A 15,746-nucleotide genomic window follows, 5' to 3' on the forward strand; every position below is an offset into this window, starting at 1 on the left:
ATGCCACGACGGCTCGTGCACACTTCCTCCCGTGACGACGAACCCGACGCTCGACGGTCGACAACTCGACATGGCCGTGACCGGGCACCCGGCACCGGGCCGTGGGCGGCCGGACAAACGTCAACCGACCGTCGGCAGGACCGTCGTCTCCTCACAGCCGCAGCTCGCCCGGCGGGCCACACTGACCGGCAGCATCAGGGACACGGGCTCCCGCGGAGGCTGTCCGCTCAGCCGTCGTACGAGCAGGTCGACGGCCTCCTCCCCCATGCGCACCATCGGCTGACGCACGGTGGTCAGCGCGGGGCGCACCATGCGGCTCAGCGGGATGCCGTCGAAGCCGGTCACGACGATGTCGTCGGGTACGCGCAGACCTTGGCGTTCGAGCGCCTGGAGGGCGCCCACCGCCATCTGGTCGTTGGCGAACACGAACGCCTCGGGCCGGTCGCCGTTTCCCTCGCACAGCAGGCGAGCGGCGCGGGCGCCCTCGGCCTGGGTCATCATCGGCATGCGCAGGGCCGGTGCGACGTCGGCCTCGACACCCGCCTCGACGCAGGCCCGGCGGAAGCCTCGGAACCGCGCCTCGACATCCGGTGAGTCGTCGACGAGTCCCACGTAGGCGAGGCGGCGCAGCCCGTGGTCGTGGAGCAGGTGCCGGGTCAGCTCGTACTGGCCGTCCTCGTTGGCGACCTCGACGTGGTCGAGATGGTCCAGGGAGGGGTCCTGCGCACGGGGGCCGGCCAGCATCACCACCGGCCGGCGCCGGGAGATCGCTTCGAGTTCCTCCGTCGGCACCGTGCGAGCCATCACGGCGAAGCCGTCCACCCGGCCGGCTACCTGGGCCACCAGACTCTCCGGACCTCCGGCGAGGGAGGCCGCGATCAGCAGCGCGTACCCGTGCCGGCGGGCCGCGCGTTCCATGCCCCGGATGATCTGGTCCGAGTAGAGCATCGCGGCGTCGTCGTCCTCGGCGCCGACCGTGTCGGGGTCGGAGTAGTCCGGGAAGCACAGGCCGAGGACACCGGTGGAACGGCTGGCGAGACCACGGGCGTTGCCGCTCGGCACGTATCCCAGTTCGCCCGCCGCCGCCAGCACGCGTTCGCGGGTGGCGGCGCGTACCGAGTCGGGGCTGCGGTACACCCTGGACACCGTGGCGATGGACACTCCGGAACGTTCGGCCACGTCGTACACCGTGGGGATCGCGTTCACGATGCGGCGCCGTTCATGGGTCAGGCCCCCGTCTGTTGTGATGCATGCATGTCGATGAAAGCGCATTCACTCTAGGGGCGTGCACGTCTGTGAGGCAACCGGAGGGCGCGGCCGACCACGCCCCTGGATCGTCAGTCGCGGTCGAGCAGTTCGATGAGGTTGCCGTAGGGGTCGGTGACGAAGGCCATCACGGCCCCGGGGCGTGGGGCCGGTCGCGGAGACATGCTCACCCCCGCGCCGGCCTCGACGAGCCGTGCGAACTCCGCCGCGACGTCCTCGACGCACAAGCACATATGGCCGAAGCCGTGTGTGCCCGCCGCGTCGAGGGCGCTGCCCGGTGTCGGGCCCGGGCGGGCCGAGGGGCGGTGCAGCAGTTCGATGCGGTAGCCGCTGTCGTGCAGGAGCATGACCCCCCGCAGGTCGGTGCCCGGGATCGCGAACACCGGGGCCGCGGTGAGGTCCAGGGCATCGCAGTACCAGGCGGTGGCGGCCTCCAGGTCGGGCACGGAGATGCCCACGTGGTCGAAGCGGGTCATCGCTCAGCGCACCGCCCGTCCGGTCTTCTCCCGGGCCGGGCCGTCGCCCCGCCGGTCGCCGCCCGTGGTGTCGCCGGACGACCGGTCGTGCGCGGGCTCATCGGACACCGGCTCATCGGGCGCCAGCCCATGAGACGCCGGCCCATCGGGCACCGGCTCCCCGGGCGTCTGCTTCCCGGGCGTCGGATCGCTCCGCGCCGCGGTCCCCGCGGCCGAAGAACGCCCCCGCCCCTGGCCCTGGCCCTGGCCGTGTGCCTGGCCCTGTGCCTGGCCCTGTGCCTCGCGGATCATGGTCAGGACCCTGGTCCGCAGGTCGGTGAAGCGGTGGTCGGCGCGGGTGGTGATCTGGTCGCGGTCGGCGCCCAGGTCGACCCGGAGGTTGTCGACGACCGTGGTCGGACGGCCGCCGATGACGACCACGCGGTCGCCGAGGTAGACGGCCTCGTCGATGTCATGGGTGACGAGGACGACGGTGATGCCGAGGTCGGCGCGGAGCGAGAGTGTCAGGTCCTCCAGGTCGAAGCGGGACTGGGCGTCGACCGACCCGAAGGGCTCGTCCATCAGCAGTACGGGCGCCTCGTAGGCGAGTCCGCGGGCGATGGCCACCCGCTGCTGCATACCGCCCGAGAGCTGCCAGGGGTACTTGTCGCCGACGTCCGCCAGGCCGACGGCGTCCAGGCATTCCTCGGCCCGCCGGTTGCGTTCGGCGCGCCTGACTCCCATCCCCTCCAGGGGGAAGGCCACGTTGTCCCGTACCCGCATCCAGGGCAGCAGGGAACCGCGGTAGTCCTGGAAGACGACCGCGATGTCGGCGTGCGGGCGGGTGAGGAGTTCGTCGCCGTAGCGGATCGTGCCCGTGGTGGGGCGGATCAGACCGGACAGACAGCGCAGCAGGGTGGTCTTGCCCGCGCCGGACGGGCCGACGACGCAGACGAACTCGCCGGGGTCGACCCGCAGCGACAGTCCCTCGATCACCCGGTGCTCGTCCGCGCCGTGGCCGAACGTCTTGCCGACGTCCTCCACGACCAGGCTGGATCCGCCCCCGCCCGACTTCACGTGTCGCTGCGTCATGTCTTGGCCTCGCTTCGGGACATGGCCCGCCGGGCGCGCGGCGGACGCTGGTGGTACCAGCCGAGCAGGGTGTACTCGGCCGCCAGGAGGAGCACGCTCAGGCCGTAGCCGAGGATGCCGATCAGCACGGTGCCGGCCCAGGTCTCCGGGACGGCGAAGCTGGAGCCGCTCTGCAGGATGAAGTTGCCCAGGCCCACGGGCGATCCGTAGATCTCGCTGACGACCATGAGGACGACCGCGATCGAGAGGGCCACGCGGATACCGGCGAAGATCTGCGGCAGGGCTCCGGGGAGCACCACTTTCAGCAACCTCAGTCTCCAGGGGATGCGGTAGCCGCGGGCGGTCTCGTGCACGGCCGGGTTGATGCCGTGCACGCCGCTGACGGTGTTGAGCAGAATCGGCCAGAGCGAACCGAGGGCGATGAGGAAGATCTTCGGTCCCGAGCCGATGCCCAGGGTCAGGATGATGACCGGCACGAAGGCCACCGTCGGGGTGGCCCGGGCGAAGTCCAGGAGCGGGCCGGTCGCCTGCCGCAGCAGGTCGATCTCGCCGATGACTAGGCCCGCGCCGACTCCGACGACCGTGGCGAGGGCAAGACCGAGTGCGATGTTGCGCAGGGAGAACAGCAGGTCGCCGACGAGTCCGCCGTGCAGGAGTTCCCGCCACAGGGTGCCGAGCACATCGGTGGCCGGCGGGAAGTAGAAGCTGGTGCTGCCCGCGGTGGCGAGCAGGAGGACGGCGACGCACAGGACCGGCAGCCACAGCTGCTTGAGCAGGGACTGCCAGAGGGCGCCCGGGGAACGTGTGGACATGGTGTCTCCCCTCGTCAGTCGGTGTGGGCCGGCGGACGCCAGCGCAGCAGGCGTCGTTCGGCGAACTGGGACAGCAGGTTGATCGAGTAGCCGATCGTGCCCGCGGTGATGATGTAGGCGTACGCCCGAGCCGCGGCCCCGCCCTGCTGTGCCTGCACGACCTCGTGGCCGATTCCCGGCAGTGTGGTGAGCACCTCGACGCCGATGGCCACCAGTACGGAGGTCGTCGCCGCCAGCCGCAGCCCGGTCATGACCGAGGGCGTGGCACTGGGCAGGATCACCTTGCGGAAGCGCAGCTGCCGGGGGACGCGGTAGCTGTCCATGGTCTCCGCGATCATCGGGGTCACGGACCGGGCGCCGTACTGGGCCTGGAGGAAGACGGGGAAGACGCAGGCGAGGAGGACGACGGTGGTCTTCGTCGTCGGCGTGGACCCCAGCACCAGCAGGAACACCGGCAGCAGGGCGATGACCGGGAAGGACCGCAGGACGTCTACGAGCAGCCGGGACGACTCCTCGGCCGCCGCGTAGGTGCCGGTGACCAGGCCGAGCGGAACGCCGATCACGGCGGCGGCGACGAAGCCGGTCACGGCTCCGTTCAGGGTGTCCCCCACCGCCTGCCAGTAGACGGGGTCGCCGAACAGCTCCGGGAACTGCCCGAACACCTCCGTCGGTCCGGGCAGCGCGGTCGCGCTCGCCAGTCGGGCCGCCGCGAGCGCCGCCCAGATCAGCAGGACGGCGAGGACGGCGGAGAGTTGGAGCATCAGGAGCACGCGGCGCCCCGGGTTCCCTGCCCGGGTGCGCCGCGTGTGCCGGGCGGGGCGCTTGCGGTCCGGGGCCGCCGGGCGCCGGTCCGTCGTGGAGATGGCCATGGTGTACCTCTGCCGCTCTCAGCTGCCGGCGGTGACCGTCGGAGCCTTGTCCCAGTAGATGGCGTCGTCCTTCGGGGCGCTGCTGAGCAGGTCGTAGCCGTGCATCTTCGTGATGACGGTACGCATCACGGTGGTGTTGATGTTCTTGTCGTAGTACGCGATCTGCGATTTCTCGATGTAGTCCGCGGGCAGCTGGGTGTACTTCTTGTCGATCGCCTTGACGGCGTCGGGGTGCGCGTTGGCGTAGGTGATCGCCTTGGCGACGGCGTCGGTGAACTTCTTCGCCGTGGCGGAGTTCGAGGACAGGTACTTCTGGGTGGCGAAGAGTACGCCCTGGGTGATGCCGGGCAGGTCGTTCATCCCGTGGCCGATCGAGCGCAGACCTGCCTGCTCGCCGGCCGCGAAGAAGGCGCCGAAGGAGTAGACGGCGTCCGTCTTGCCGGTGGTGGCCGCGTCGGTGAGCGAGGTGGTCGGCAGGGAGACGAACTTGACCTTGGTGGGGTCGCCGCCGTCCTTCTCGACCAGGTACTCGACGATGAACTGGATCGTGCCGCCGAGGGCGGACAGCCCCACGGTCCTGCCCTCCAGGTCGGCGAACCCCTTGATGGAACTGTCCTTCTTGACGAGCAGGCCGTCGGTGGGGTCGGTCTTCGTGGTGGCGGACACCAGCCCGGTGGCGATGCGGATGGGCATGTTCTTCGCGGCGCCCTTGAGGAAGCCGGAGCTGTCGGTCATCGCGAACTGGGCCTCGCCGTTGAGGACGGACGGGGCGTTCTGCGAGGTGTCCTGGGCGCCCGCCTTGATGGTGACGTCGAGGCCCGCGTCCTCGAAGTAGCCCTCCTGCTCGGCGATGTACAGCGGCTCGAACAGCGCGCCGTTGGAGCGCAGCACGGTGATCTTCGCCGACCCGTCGCTGCCTGCCGACGTGGCGTCGCCCGACCCGCAGGCGGCGAGCGGGGCGGCGACCGCGAGCACCACCAGAGCGGTGGCGAGGCGACCGAACGGGCTTCTCGTACTTCTGCTGCTCTTCGGCATGAGGGTGTGCTCCTTTGCACAGTTGCGGCGGCCTGTGGACGCGGCCCCGCGGGTGAATGCGGCTCTCCGGGCGACGCGGTCGCCCGTACAGGTGGCGGGCCGCACAGGCCGTAAGGCCTCAGGCGCGGCGTTCGTCAGGCGCGAGGGACGAGGGGCGAGGGGCGAGGGGCGACGCACAACGCGTACGGCGTCACGCGCGGCCGGCGACCGCGTAGGCGGTGGTCGACTCGGCCGGGGTCATATAGGTGCGGAAGAGTCCGTCGGGGTCGTGGACGGCACGGATCCTCTCCAGCCGTGCGGCGTTCTCGGCACTGAGCCCGAGGTCGAAGCGGTCGGCGAGGTTGTTGTCGGAGAACTGCAGGCCCCGGGACAGGTGTTGTACGGCGGACAGTGACCCGTGCACCCAGTTCTCGTGCGCGAGGTCCTCGGCCGGGTCGTACCACCCGGCGTTGGGCGAGAGGTAGGCCTTGGCCTGGGCCGACCAGCAGGCTTCGGGGCGCGGCGGGTGGTGGCCCCACAGCATCCACAGTACGAAGCTGGTGCCGTCGGGGATGGTGTCCAGCACCGGCCGGGCCGCGCCGACGATCTCCTCGGCCGTGCCCTCCACCCAGACACCGTCCACGGCCCAGCGCAGGCCCTCGGGGTTGAGGCGGTCGGCGATGTCGTACAGCTCGTCGATGGTGGTCGGTTCGCCGGCCACGGCACGCAGGGCCCGGTCCCGGAAGGGTGCTTCCTCCAGGGGGGCCAGGGCCTCGGGTCCGTGGGCCGGGGTGCAGAAGGCGGTGGCGGTCAGGGAGATCGCCGGGGTGCCGAGGCCGGGGGTGAAGCCGACCTTGGCGGAGAACTCCACGGTGCTGGGCAGTCGTTCCAGGAGGTCGTAGGACCAGGCGAGCACTTCGTCGCGCAGGGCCAGGGGATAGCTGTGCACCGTCCGCCGGATCTCGGTGGGCCGTTCGTGGACGTCCAGGTGGAAGCGGGTGACGACACCGAAGAAGCCGGGGCCGCTGCCCCGTGCCGCCCACAGCAGGTCGGGGTGGGTCTCGTCGGTGGCGTGCACCAGCGTGCCGTCGGCGAGGACCACGTCGATCGCTCGGATGCTCAGACAGGCCGGTCCCAGGTGGCGGGAGTTCCAGCCGTAGCCACCGCCGAGGATGAAGCCTCCGATGCCGACGGTGGGTGCGTGACCGGTGGGGAAGAACAGCCCGTGCGGGGCGAGGGCCCGCTGGATCGCCGGCCCTTTGGCGGAGGGCTGGACGGCGGCGGTGCGACCGTGCGGGTCGACGCTGATCCCCTGGAGACGGGACAGGTCGATCAGCAGGCCGCCCTCCCGTACGCCGTTGCCGACCCAGCTGTGCCCGCCCGAGCGGACGGAGACACGCAGCCCTTCGGCCCGGGCCAGCCGTACGGCCAGGACGACGTCCCGCTCGTCCTCGGCGACCACGACGACTTCGGGGAACCGGTCCGGCTTGCGCGCGTTCCACACGGCGTCGAGACGGGTCTTCTCGTAGCTCGCGTCGCCACGGCGGAGGAGAGCTCCGGTGAAATCTCCGCCGACAGCTCCACGCGGGGACGGGGCAGGATGGGGATCGGGCGTCCTGGGCAAGTGTGGCTCCTTGGGTGGTGCAGACATTCCGAACGGTACTGTCGACACAAAACGGAGGTCAAGAGGCTGTACGCCGATAATTTCGGCTTTCTGTCGACACTAACGGCGTTTGGTTGGCTGCCTGTCCTGGCCCCGGTGCGCGGCCAGCGCTGTGGTCGACTCCTCGGGCGACAGGTACGAGCGGAACAGCCCCTCGGGGTCGTACCGGCGCCGCAGTTCCTCCAGTCGCACGGTCTGCCGCGGTTCCAGCCCGTGGTCGGGACGGTCGGCCGGATTGGCGTCGGCGAACTGGGTGCCGTGCGCGACCGGGGCCATGGCCCGCAGCGCGTCGTGCGCCCAGCTCTCGTGGCGCAGGTCGTCGTCGGGGTCGCGCCAGACGGCGTTCGGCGAGAAGTACAGCCGGGCCTGGGTGGACCAGCAGGCGTTCTCCCGGGTCGCCTGGCCGCCCCAGAGCATCCAGAGCAGGAAGCTGTCCGGGCCGGGCAGTCCGTCCAGCACCTCGCGGCCGGCGTCGAGCACGTCATGGACCGGGGCGTCCGTCCACACTCCGTCGACCGCATAGCGCCTGCCCCGGGGAGTCAGACCGTCGGAGAGGGCGTACAGGTCGTCCAGACTCGACGGCACCCGCTCCACCCTGCGCAGCGCATGGCGCAGGAAGGGGGCCTTCTCCAGGGGTGCCAGCATCTCCGGGCCCTGACCCGGGGTGCAGAAGGCGGCCGCCGTGATCATCGTGGTGGGCCGCGGTACCCCCGGCGTGCGGGCGACCTTGGCCGACATCTCCAGGGAGTCGGAGATCCCCGGCACGGCCTCGTAGGTCCAGGCGAGCACCTCGTCGCGCAGTTCGTGCGGGAAGACGTACGCGCTGCGCAGGATCTGGTCGTAGGCCGGATACACCCTCAGATGGAAGCGCGTGACCACCGCGAAGAAGCCCGGTCCCGAGCCGCGTACGGCCCACATGAGGTCCGGGTGGGTCTCATCGGTGGCGTGGACCTGGCTGCCGTCGGCGAGGACGGCGTCGACCGCCTCCACGCTGAAGCAGGCCGGTCCCAGCGCCCGGGAGTTCCAGCCGTAGCCGCCGCCTATCAGGAAGCCGCCCACGCCCACGGAGGGGCAGTGGCCGCTGGGGAAGACCAGCCCCTCGGCGGCGAGCAGCGCGTTGAAGCGGCTGCCCTGGACGGCGGGGCGCACGGTGGCCCGGCACCCGGGGGCGTCGATGGTCACCTCGTCCAGCGCGGAGAGGTCGATCAGCAGGCCGCCGTCCCGTACCCCGTTGCCGATCCAGCTGTGACCGCCGGAGCGGACGGAGACGCGCAGTCCGCGGGCCGCGGCCCAGCGCACCCCTTCCTGGACGTCGCGGTCCCCGGCGGCCACGAGAATGGCGTCGGGGCGGCGGTCCGGCTTGCGCAGGTTCCAGACGGCGGCGAGCCGCGCTTCCTCGTAACCGGGGGCGTCCCGGGTGAGAAAGGTGCCGTCGAAGTCGCTCATGTCTGCTCCACGTGCGGGTCGGGCGGATCGGGCAGGTCGGGCGGGTCGCCGGGGTCGGTCGGGAAGTCGAAGAGTTCGGCCGCGTTGTCGACCATGACCCGGCGCAGGAGGACGGGGTCGGGCGCGATGTCGGCGAGCAGGTCCACGAGCAGCCCGTCGTCCGGCGCGGCGGCCCGGATGTTGACGTGGGGGTAGTCGGTGCCCCACACGACCCGGTCGGGTGCCTGCCGCACGAAGGACGCGGCCAGGGCCACGGCGTCCGCGTAGGGCGGCCCCTGGCGGGAGACCCGGTCCACCCCGCTCGCCTTCAGCCAGACGTCACCGGAGTCCAGGAGGCGGCGCAGGCTGCGCAGGGCGGGACTGTGCGGTCCCTCGCCGAGGTCGACCCGCGCGAGGTGGTCGATCACCACCCGGCCGGGCAGGGAACGGATGAGCGCTTCGTGGTCGGCGACCTCGGCCCCGGTCAGGTGGAGTTCGCAGGCCCAGCCGAGTCCGTCGACGCGTTCCAGCACGGAGTCGATCTCCTCGCGGGTGGGCGCGATGCGCAGGTGCGGCAGGAAGTTGAGCCGGAACGCGCGGACTCCGGCACGGTGGAGTTCCTCGATCTCCACCCGAGTGGTCCGTTCGCCGACGAGGGCGACTCCGCGCAGCGTGCCACGCCCTGCTGTGAGGGCGTCCAGGAGCGTGCGGTGGTCATGGCCGTTGCAGGACGACTGGACGACGACCGCCCGGGACAGGCCAAGGTGGGCGTGGAGGGCAGCGACCTGTTCCTTGGGGGCGTCGACGGGGGTGAAGGTGCGCTCGGGGGCGTAGGGGAAGACCGTGGCGGGGCCGAGGATGTGGCAGTGCGCGTCACAACTGCCCGGCGGCAGGACCAGGATGGGTCTGCGGGGGGCCGGGTGCGGGGGCGGGCAGCCCGGCGAGGGGGCCGGGTGCGTCGCGTGGAGGGCGGGCTCAGTCACAGCGCGCCGTCATTCCGCCGTCGACGACGATCTCGGTGCCGGTGACGAACCGGGCCTCGTCGGACGCCAGGAAGAGCGCCGCGTACGCCGTGTCCCGGCCGTCGCCCATGAATCCCAGCGGGATACGCGCCTGCCGCTGGGCGAGCAGTTTGTCCACGTCGCCGTCGGCACGCTGATGGGCCAGGCGCGCCTCGACCATCGGGGTGTGCAGCTGTCCGGGGACGACGGTGTTCACACGGATGTGGTCGGGCGCGTACTGGACGGCCGTCACGCGGGAGAGCTGGATGACGGCGGCCTTGGCCGCCGCGTAGCCCACCTGTGCCGCGCCGGTCCAGCGCAGACCGGACGCCGAGGCGGTGTTGACGATCGAGCCACCGCCCCCGCGCCGCATGATCGGGACGGCGTGTCTGCAGGCCAGGAAGGCGCTGGTGAGGTTGGTGCGCAGTTGGCTGTCCCAGTCCTCCAGGGACAGTTCGGCCGCTCCTCCCGCGCGGGAGCCCCCGACGTTGTTGACCAGGATGTCGATGCGTCCCGCCTGCCCTTCGGCCTCCCGGAAGTAGTCCTCGACGGCGTCCGGTTCGGTCACGTCGAGCAGGTGGGTGTACGCGGTGCCGCCCTCCGCGCGCACGCGGTCCGCGGTGATGTCGAGGGCTTCCTTGTCGCGGTCGGTGAGGTACACGGTGGCGCCCTCGCGGGCGAAGATCACGGCGGTGGCACGGCCGTTGCCCCAGCCGGGGCCGACGCTGCCGGCGCCGCTGATGACGGCAACCCGCCCGGCCAGGCGGCCGGGCCGTGCGGAGGGCACGTCCTGGGTCACGGAGGTCTCCCTTGGTTCGAGCCCGGTCCGGGCATGGGGTGGAACGTCGGCCCGAGCGTGACGCCGCCGGAGCGGCCGACTGTCGGCAGTTTCACCTAGTGTCGACAGAAAGTAAACAGGGGCGGGGAAACACGCAGTGCACCGCCTATGATCGACGCCTAGTGTCGACAGGTGATCGTGAGTAATGCTTGAATGGCGCTCAGCCCGTTGGCGTACGTTTCCGTTTCCGGAGGGATCCATGGACAAGCCGGCCGTCTTCACCGACGAGGAGATCACCCGCTTCCGCGCGGAGCTGGCCGACAAACGCTCGCCGGGCGCGTACGAACCGGGCCGCTGGTCGGTGAGCCCGCTCACCCGCCGCCCCGACGTACGCGGGCCGATGCCCGGGTCGGTGCGGCTGCGCGACGCCACCCTGCGATCGGTGGAGACCCTGCCCGGTGTCGTCGCCTCCACCGAGGCGAAGGAGGCGTATATGCGCCGCCTCACCGGTGCCGGGGTCCGCGAGGTGGTCACGGCCGGGCTTGCCGGGCGCGACGACAAGGCGTTGCGCGCGGAGGTCGAGGTCATCAAAGGCGAGGACCCCGACTGCCGGGCGGTGCTGCCCCTGCTGCGCACCACCGCGGACATCGACCGCGCCGCCCACGCGGGCTACGACGCCGTCCAGATCTGGGTCCAGGGCCTCGGCGAGGCGTCACTCATCTACAACCCGGCCGTCTACCAGCGGGCCTGGCGGGGCGAGGACTGGCGCGATCCCGCGACGCCCCGTGGGCGTGCCGACGTTCTCGCCCGCGCGTTGCCCCTGATCCGGCACGCCCGCTCGCGCGGACTCGACGCCGTCGTCCCGATGCTGATGGTCTCCTACCTCACCGACGAGATCCTCGACGAGTCGGTCGCCGCGCTGACGGGCGCGGGCGCCACCGAGCTCACGCTCTTCGACGGTCCCGGCGCCATGAGCCCCGAGGCGTACGCCCATCTGGTCACCCGCGCCAAGGAACTCGCACCCGGGGTCGAGGTCGGTCTGCATCCGCACAACACGTTCGGACTGGCGGTCGCCTGCGCCGTCGCCGCCGTCCGGGCCGGCGCCGATGTCGTCGAACTGTCGGTCAACGGCTACTGCGGCGGCCCCGGCAACGCCGACCTGGCCGCCACCGCGCTGGCCTTCGAGGCGCTGTACGGGGTGCGCACCGGGATCAGAACCGAGCGTCTGACCGAACTGGCGCGCGCGGGTGAGGAGTTGACCGGGTACCACCTGGCCTGGAACCACCCGGTGACCGGCACCAGCGCCTTCTCCTGGGGCGGCATGGACCTCATCACCCAGGAGACCGCGGTCGATCCCCTGCTGCACAACTGCCTGGAGCCGGCTCTCGTCGGCAACGCGCGCACAGTCCCCTTCACCCCCGACAGCGGCCCGTACACACTCGCCGACAAGCTGACCGCGCTGGGTGTCGACACCACCGTCGCCCAGGTCGACGAGATCCTGCGCAGGGCCCGTGTCCTCATGACGCGGGAAGCCCGGCTGCTCACCGACACGGACCTGGCAGCCCTCGCGCACGAGGTGACCGAGACGACTGAGGTGGCCGAGTCGGCCGAGGTGACAGAGGTGACAGAGGTGACAGAGGCTGCAGAGCCTCCGGCTCGTACGGAGCGATGACGATGCCCTCGAACCCACCCGCCCCCGGCAGCCGTCTGCCCCTCCTGCACCCCGACAGCCTCTCCCCCGCCCAACGGCTCCTGTACGAGGAGATCACCGGCGGCCCCCGCTCCGACGGTCCTCAGCTGTTCGCTCTCACCGACACCGAGGGACGCCTCAACGGCCCCTTCAACGCGATGCTGTTCAGCCCAAGGCTGGGCCGCGACCTTCAGGCGCTGGGCGCGGCGATCCGCTACCGGACGGACCTGTCACCCCGGGTGCGCGAGACTGCCGTCCTCGTCGTGGCCGCCCTCTGGGACAGCGACTTCGAGCGGTACGCCCACGAACCGCTGGCCAGGGGCGCCGGGCTCACCGAGGCGGATGTGCGCGCCCTGCGCGAAGGATCCGATCCGGGCTTCACCGACCCGTACGAGCGCGCCGCGTGGTCGGCCACCCGTGCCCTCGCCAACCCCTCGGAGCCGCTCGACGACGACTGGTACGCGGCTGCCCGCACCGCCCTGGGCGAGGCCACTCTCTTCGAACTCTCCACGCTGGTCGGCTACTACGCCACGCTCGCCCTCCAACTGCGCCTGTTCCGCGTACCCGTGAAGGAGTCCCGTCCGTGAAGGAGTCCCGTCCGTGAACAAGGTGCACCTGACCGCCGCCGAGGCGGTCCATGACATCGCCGACGGATCGTCGCTGGCCGTCGGCGGGTTCGGACTGAGCGGCGTGCCGAACGTCGTGATCGACGCGCTGCACGCCCGCGGCAGCACCGGGCTGTCCGTCGTGTCCAACAACTGCGGGGTGGACGGCGCGCGCCTCGGCGTCCTGCTCGCCTCCGGCCGGATCAGCCGGGTGACCGGCTCGTACGTGGGCGAGAACAAGGAGTTCGCCCGGCAGTACCTCTCCGGTGAGCTGGAGGTCGAGCTGGTGCCCCAGGGCACGCTCGCGGAACGGCTGCGCGCCGGGGGCGCCGGTGTCCCGGCGTTCTACACCCCGGCCGGCGTGGGCACCCAGGTCGCCGACGGCGGACTGCCGTGGCGGTACGCGACCGACGGTTCGGTGGCCGTCGCCTCGCCGGTGAAGGAGACCCGGACGTTCGCCGGCCGGTCGCACGTCCTCGAACACGGCATCACCACCGACTTCGCCCTCGTACGCGCCTGGCGCGGGGACGCCCACGGCAACCTGGTCTTCCGCAGGGCCGCCGCCAACTTCAACCCGCTGGCCGCCATGGCCGGCCGCGTCACGATCGCGGAGGTGGAGGAACTCGTCGAGCCGGGGGACATCGCTCCCGACGAGGTGCACCTGCCCGGCGTGTTCGTCCAACGGGTCGTACCCCTGACCCTCGAACAGGCCACCGCCAAAAGGATCGAGAAGAGGACGGTGCGCGGCTGATGGCCTGGACCCGTGAGCAGATGGCGGCCCGTGCCGCCAGGGAGCTGACCGACGGCTCGTACGTCAATCTGGGCATAGGGCTGCCCACGACGATCCCGGACCATCTGTCCCCGGACGTACAGGTGACCCTGCACTCGGAGAACGGCATCCTCGGCACCGGCCCGTACCCCTCCGAGGGGGAGGTGGACCCGGACCTGATCAATGCGGGCAAGGAGACGGTGACCGTCCTGCCCGGGGCCTCCTTCTTCGACTCCGCACTGTCCTTCGGCATGATCAGGGGTGGCCACATCGACACCGCCGTCCTGGGCGCCCTGCAGGTCTCCGCCGGGGGCGACCTGGCCAACTGGAGCGTCCCGGGGAAGATGATCAAGGGGATGGGGGGTGCCATGGACCTGGTCCACGGTGCCCGCCGGGTGATCGTGCTGATGGAGCACACCGCCAAGGACGGGACGCCGAAGCTCGTCGGCACGTGCACGCTGCCGCTCACCGGCCGCGCCTGCGTCCACCGCGTCATCACCGATCTGGGTGTCTTCGACATCACGGCGGACGGGCTGAACGTCGTGGAAAGGGCGCCCGGCGTGACGGCCGGGGAGGTCGCGGCGCGTACGGGGGCGCCGGTACGGGGCTGACCACTCGGCTCAGAGTCCTGCAAACCCGAGTTCGTCCCGGTTCCCGTTCCCGTTCCCGTCCTCGTCGAGCGGCTCGAAGAAGCGTTCCACGTCGGTGTCGGTGACCTCGGCGAGGGCGGGCGGCGACCAGCGTGGGGTGCGGTCCTTGTCGATGACCTGGGCGCGGATGCCCTCGATCAGGTCGGGCGTGGTCAGGGCCGCGCAGGAGACGCGGTACTCCTGCTCCAGCACCCGTTCCAGCGAGCCGAGCCGCCGGGCGCGGCGCAGAGCTGCCAGGGTGACCTTCAGCGCGGTGGGCGACTTGGCGAGCAGGGTCTGTGCCGTCTCCTTCGCCGCCGGATCGCCGTGGTCGAACAACCGCCGGACGATCTCCTCGACGGTGTCGGCGGCGAAGCAGGTGTCGGTCCACTCCCGCTGCCCGGCCAGTTCCCCCTCCGGCGCGGACCGCGCATGCCGGTCCAGCGCTTCCCGTACGGGCAGCTCGGCGAGGTCGTCGACGAAGCGCGGAAGCGACGCCGACGGTACGTAGTGGTCGGCGAGCCCGCACAGCACGGCGTCCCCGGCGCCGATCGCCGCGCCCGTCAGCGCGAGTCGGGTGCCCAGTTCACCCGGAGCGCGAGACAGCAGGTAGGTGCCGCCGACGTCGGGCACGAAGCCGATGCCGGTCTCGGGCATGGCGATCTTCGACCGTTCGGTGACGACCCGGACGCTGCCGTGCGCGGAGATGCCGACACCCCCGCCCATGACGATGCCGTCCATGAGGGCGACGTACGGCTTGGACCAGCGGGCGATACGGGCGTTGAGGCGGTACTCGTCGCGCCAGAACGCGGCCGAGGGGGTGCCGTCCCCGTCCCGGGCGTCGTCGTGGATGGCACGGATGTCGCCGCCCGCGCACAGGCCGCGCTCCCCCGCTCCGGTGACGACGACCGTCTCGACTGCGGAGTCGTGCTCCCACGCGGTCAGTGCCTCGTCCACGCGCCGCACCATGGCGTGGTCGAGGGCGTTGATGGCCCTCGGGCGGTTGAGGGTGAGATGGGCGGCCCGGCCGGCCCTGTGCAGCAGGACGGAGTCTTCGCTGCCGGTCATCCGCATACCTCCGACAGGCCGCGGGCCACGATGACGTGCATGAGCTGGTTGGTTCCTTCCGGGATCCGATGGATGCACACTACGAGCGATCTTCTCAATGCCGTGTGCGGGCCGGGCGGACCGGGGCAGCGCGACGGCCCCGGAACTCCTGGAGGAGTCCCGGGGCCGCGGCGTGATGCGGAACAGGTCCGGCTCAGATGTGCGGGCCGCCGGTGCCGTAGTACGTGCCCAGGTCGTCGCGGTAGCCCTGGTCGCCCAGGTGCTTGTCGCGGTCGAACTCCGGAGCGTCCTTGATCTGCTGCTTGGTGCGGTCGACGACGATCCTCTGCTCGCCCTGGTCGATGCTGACGACCGTGCTGGCGGGGAGCAGGACCTCCTTGCCGAAGATCCACACACCGGTGTCCACCACCAGGTAAGCGTCACCGACCTCGTCGGAGTGCTTGTCGACCTTGCCGATACTGCCGTCCGTGGCCTCGACCTTGTAACCCGTAAGGTCGACACCCGCCGGACGACCCGCGGTCGACTTGTAACCCCATACATTTTCAGTCACGCGAAAACAACTCCTCCGGTAAACAGAGGGCAGCGGGGTTCCCCACCGGCCCTCTCTTTT

At 71.2% G+C, this 15,746-nt stretch carries 16 protein-coding genes; 4 read left to right on the forward strand and 12 right to left on the reverse strand.

What is annotated here, in order from left to right; translation table 11 throughout:
- Positions 1 to 120: 120 nt before the first annotated feature.
- From ACH4DZ_RS02005 to ACH4DZ_RS02050, 10 genes are all read right to left on the reverse strand, one after another.
- Positions 121 to 1,206, reverse strand: coding sequence for a LacI family DNA-binding transcriptional regulator (locus ACH4DZ_RS02005; protein WP_398284941.1), 1,086 nt, complete (start codon positions 1,204 to 1,206; stop codon positions 121 to 123).
- A 131-nt stretch (positions 1,207 to 1,337) separates the two neighbouring features.
- Positions 1,338 to 1,742: a VOC family protein gene (locus ACH4DZ_RS02010; protein ID WP_398284942.1), complete on the reverse strand. Its 405-nt coding sequence runs from the start codon at positions 1,740 to 1,742 to the stop codon at positions 1,338 to 1,340.
- 3 nt (positions 1,743 to 1,745) lie between these two features.
- The gene (locus tag ACH4DZ_RS02015) at positions 1,746 to 2,813 is read right to left on the reverse strand and encodes an ABC transporter ATP-binding protein (RefSeq protein ID WP_398284943.1); all 1,068 of its coding nucleotides are present in this window, start codon (positions 2,811 to 2,813) and stop codon (positions 1,746 to 1,748) included.
- Entirely contained in the window at positions 2,810 to 3,625 is an 816-nt protein-coding gene (locus ACH4DZ_RS02020) for an ABC transporter permease (RefSeq protein WP_398284944.1), read from the reverse strand. The genes ACH4DZ_RS02015 and ACH4DZ_RS02020 overlap by 4 nt, the downstream gene beginning before the upstream one ends.
- Positions 3,626 to 3,639: 14 nt before the next feature.
- Entirely contained in the window at positions 3,640 to 4,494 is an 855-nt protein-coding gene (locus ACH4DZ_RS02025; RefSeq protein WP_398284945.1) for an ABC transporter permease, read from the reverse strand.
- 18 nt (positions 4,495 to 4,512) lie between these two features.
- Positions 4,513 to 5,529 (reverse strand): ABC transporter substrate-binding protein, encoded by a 1,017-nt coding sequence (locus tag ACH4DZ_RS02030; RefSeq protein WP_398284946.1) that lies wholly within the window; start codon positions 5,527 to 5,529, stop codon positions 4,513 to 4,515.
- 190 nt (positions 5,530 to 5,719) lie between these two features.
- Positions 5,720 to 7,132, reverse strand: coding sequence for an FAD-binding oxidoreductase (locus ACH4DZ_RS02035; RefSeq protein WP_398284947.1), 1,413 nt, complete (start codon positions 7,130 to 7,132; stop codon positions 5,720 to 5,722).
- Positions 7,133 to 7,231: 99 nt separating this feature from the next.
- The gene (locus ACH4DZ_RS02040) at positions 7,232 to 8,617 is read right to left on the reverse strand and encodes an FAD-binding oxidoreductase (protein ID WP_398284948.1); all 1,386 of its coding nucleotides are present in this window, start codon (positions 8,615 to 8,617) and stop codon (positions 7,232 to 7,234) included.
- Positions 8,614 to 9,579 carry an amidohydrolase family protein gene (locus ACH4DZ_RS02045; protein ID WP_398284949.1) on the reverse strand — a complete coding sequence of 322 codons (966 nt, stop codon included), beginning with the start codon at positions 9,577 to 9,579 and terminating at the stop codon, positions 8,614 to 8,616. Before ACH4DZ_RS02045 ends, ACH4DZ_RS02040 begins: the two co-directional genes overlap by 4 nt.
- Positions 9,572 to 10,396, reverse strand: coding sequence for an SDR family NAD(P)-dependent oxidoreductase (locus ACH4DZ_RS02050; RefSeq protein ID WP_398284950.1), 825 nt, complete (start codon positions 10,394 to 10,396; stop codon positions 9,572 to 9,574). Before ACH4DZ_RS02050 ends, ACH4DZ_RS02045 begins: the two co-directional genes overlap by 8 nt.
- Before the next feature lie 238 nt (positions 10,397 to 10,634).
- Between ACH4DZ_RS02050 and ACH4DZ_RS02055 the strand changes: the two genes are divergently transcribed.
- Genes ACH4DZ_RS02055 through ACH4DZ_RS02070 form a run of 4 tightly spaced genes read left to right on the forward strand, consistent with a single transcriptional unit; the run spans position 10,635 to position 14,050 of the window.
- Positions 10,635 to 12,047, forward strand: a complete 1,413-nt coding sequence (locus ACH4DZ_RS02055) for a hypothetical protein (RefSeq protein WP_398284951.1) — start codon at positions 10,635 to 10,637, stop codon at positions 12,045 to 12,047.
- Between the two features lie 2 nt (positions 12,048 to 12,049).
- Complete coding sequence (locus tag ACH4DZ_RS02060; protein ID WP_398284952.1) at positions 12,050 to 12,652, forward strand: carboxymuconolactone decarboxylase family protein; 603 nt, start codon at positions 12,050 to 12,052, stop codon at positions 12,650 to 12,652.
- Positions 12,653 to 12,665: 13 nt separating this feature from the next.
- Complete coding sequence (locus tag ACH4DZ_RS02065; protein WP_398284953.1) at positions 12,666 to 13,421, forward strand: CoA transferase subunit A; 756 nt, start codon at positions 12,666 to 12,668, stop codon at positions 13,419 to 13,421.
- Entirely contained in the window at positions 13,421 to 14,050 is a 630-nt protein-coding gene (locus tag ACH4DZ_RS02070; RefSeq protein WP_398284954.1) for a CoA transferase subunit B, read from the forward strand. Before ACH4DZ_RS02065 ends, ACH4DZ_RS02070 begins: the two co-directional genes overlap by 1 nt.
- A gap of 9 nt (positions 14,051 to 14,059) precedes the next feature.
- Here ACH4DZ_RS02070 and ACH4DZ_RS02075 read toward each other — a convergent pair whose 3' ends face one another.
- Together ACH4DZ_RS02075 and ACH4DZ_RS02080 are read right to left on the reverse strand one after the other, a co-directional pair.
- Entirely contained in the window at positions 14,060 to 15,136 is a 1,077-nt protein-coding gene (locus tag ACH4DZ_RS02075; protein WP_398284955.1) for an enoyl-CoA hydratase/isomerase family protein, read from the reverse strand.
- Positions 15,137 to 15,329: 193 nt separating this feature from the next.
- Positions 15,330 to 15,686 carry a PRC-barrel domain containing protein gene (locus ACH4DZ_RS02080; RefSeq protein ID WP_398284956.1) on the reverse strand — a complete coding sequence of 119 codons (357 nt, stop codon included), beginning with the start codon at positions 15,684 to 15,686 and terminating at the stop codon, positions 15,330 to 15,332.
- Between the last annotated feature and the right edge of the window lie 60 nt (positions 15,687 to 15,746).

This window comes from Streptomyces sp. NPDC017991, assembly GCF_044328075.1.
In the GTDB taxonomy this organism is placed as follows: domain Bacteria; phylum Actinomycetota; class Actinomycetes; order Streptomycetales; family Streptomycetaceae; genus Streptomyces.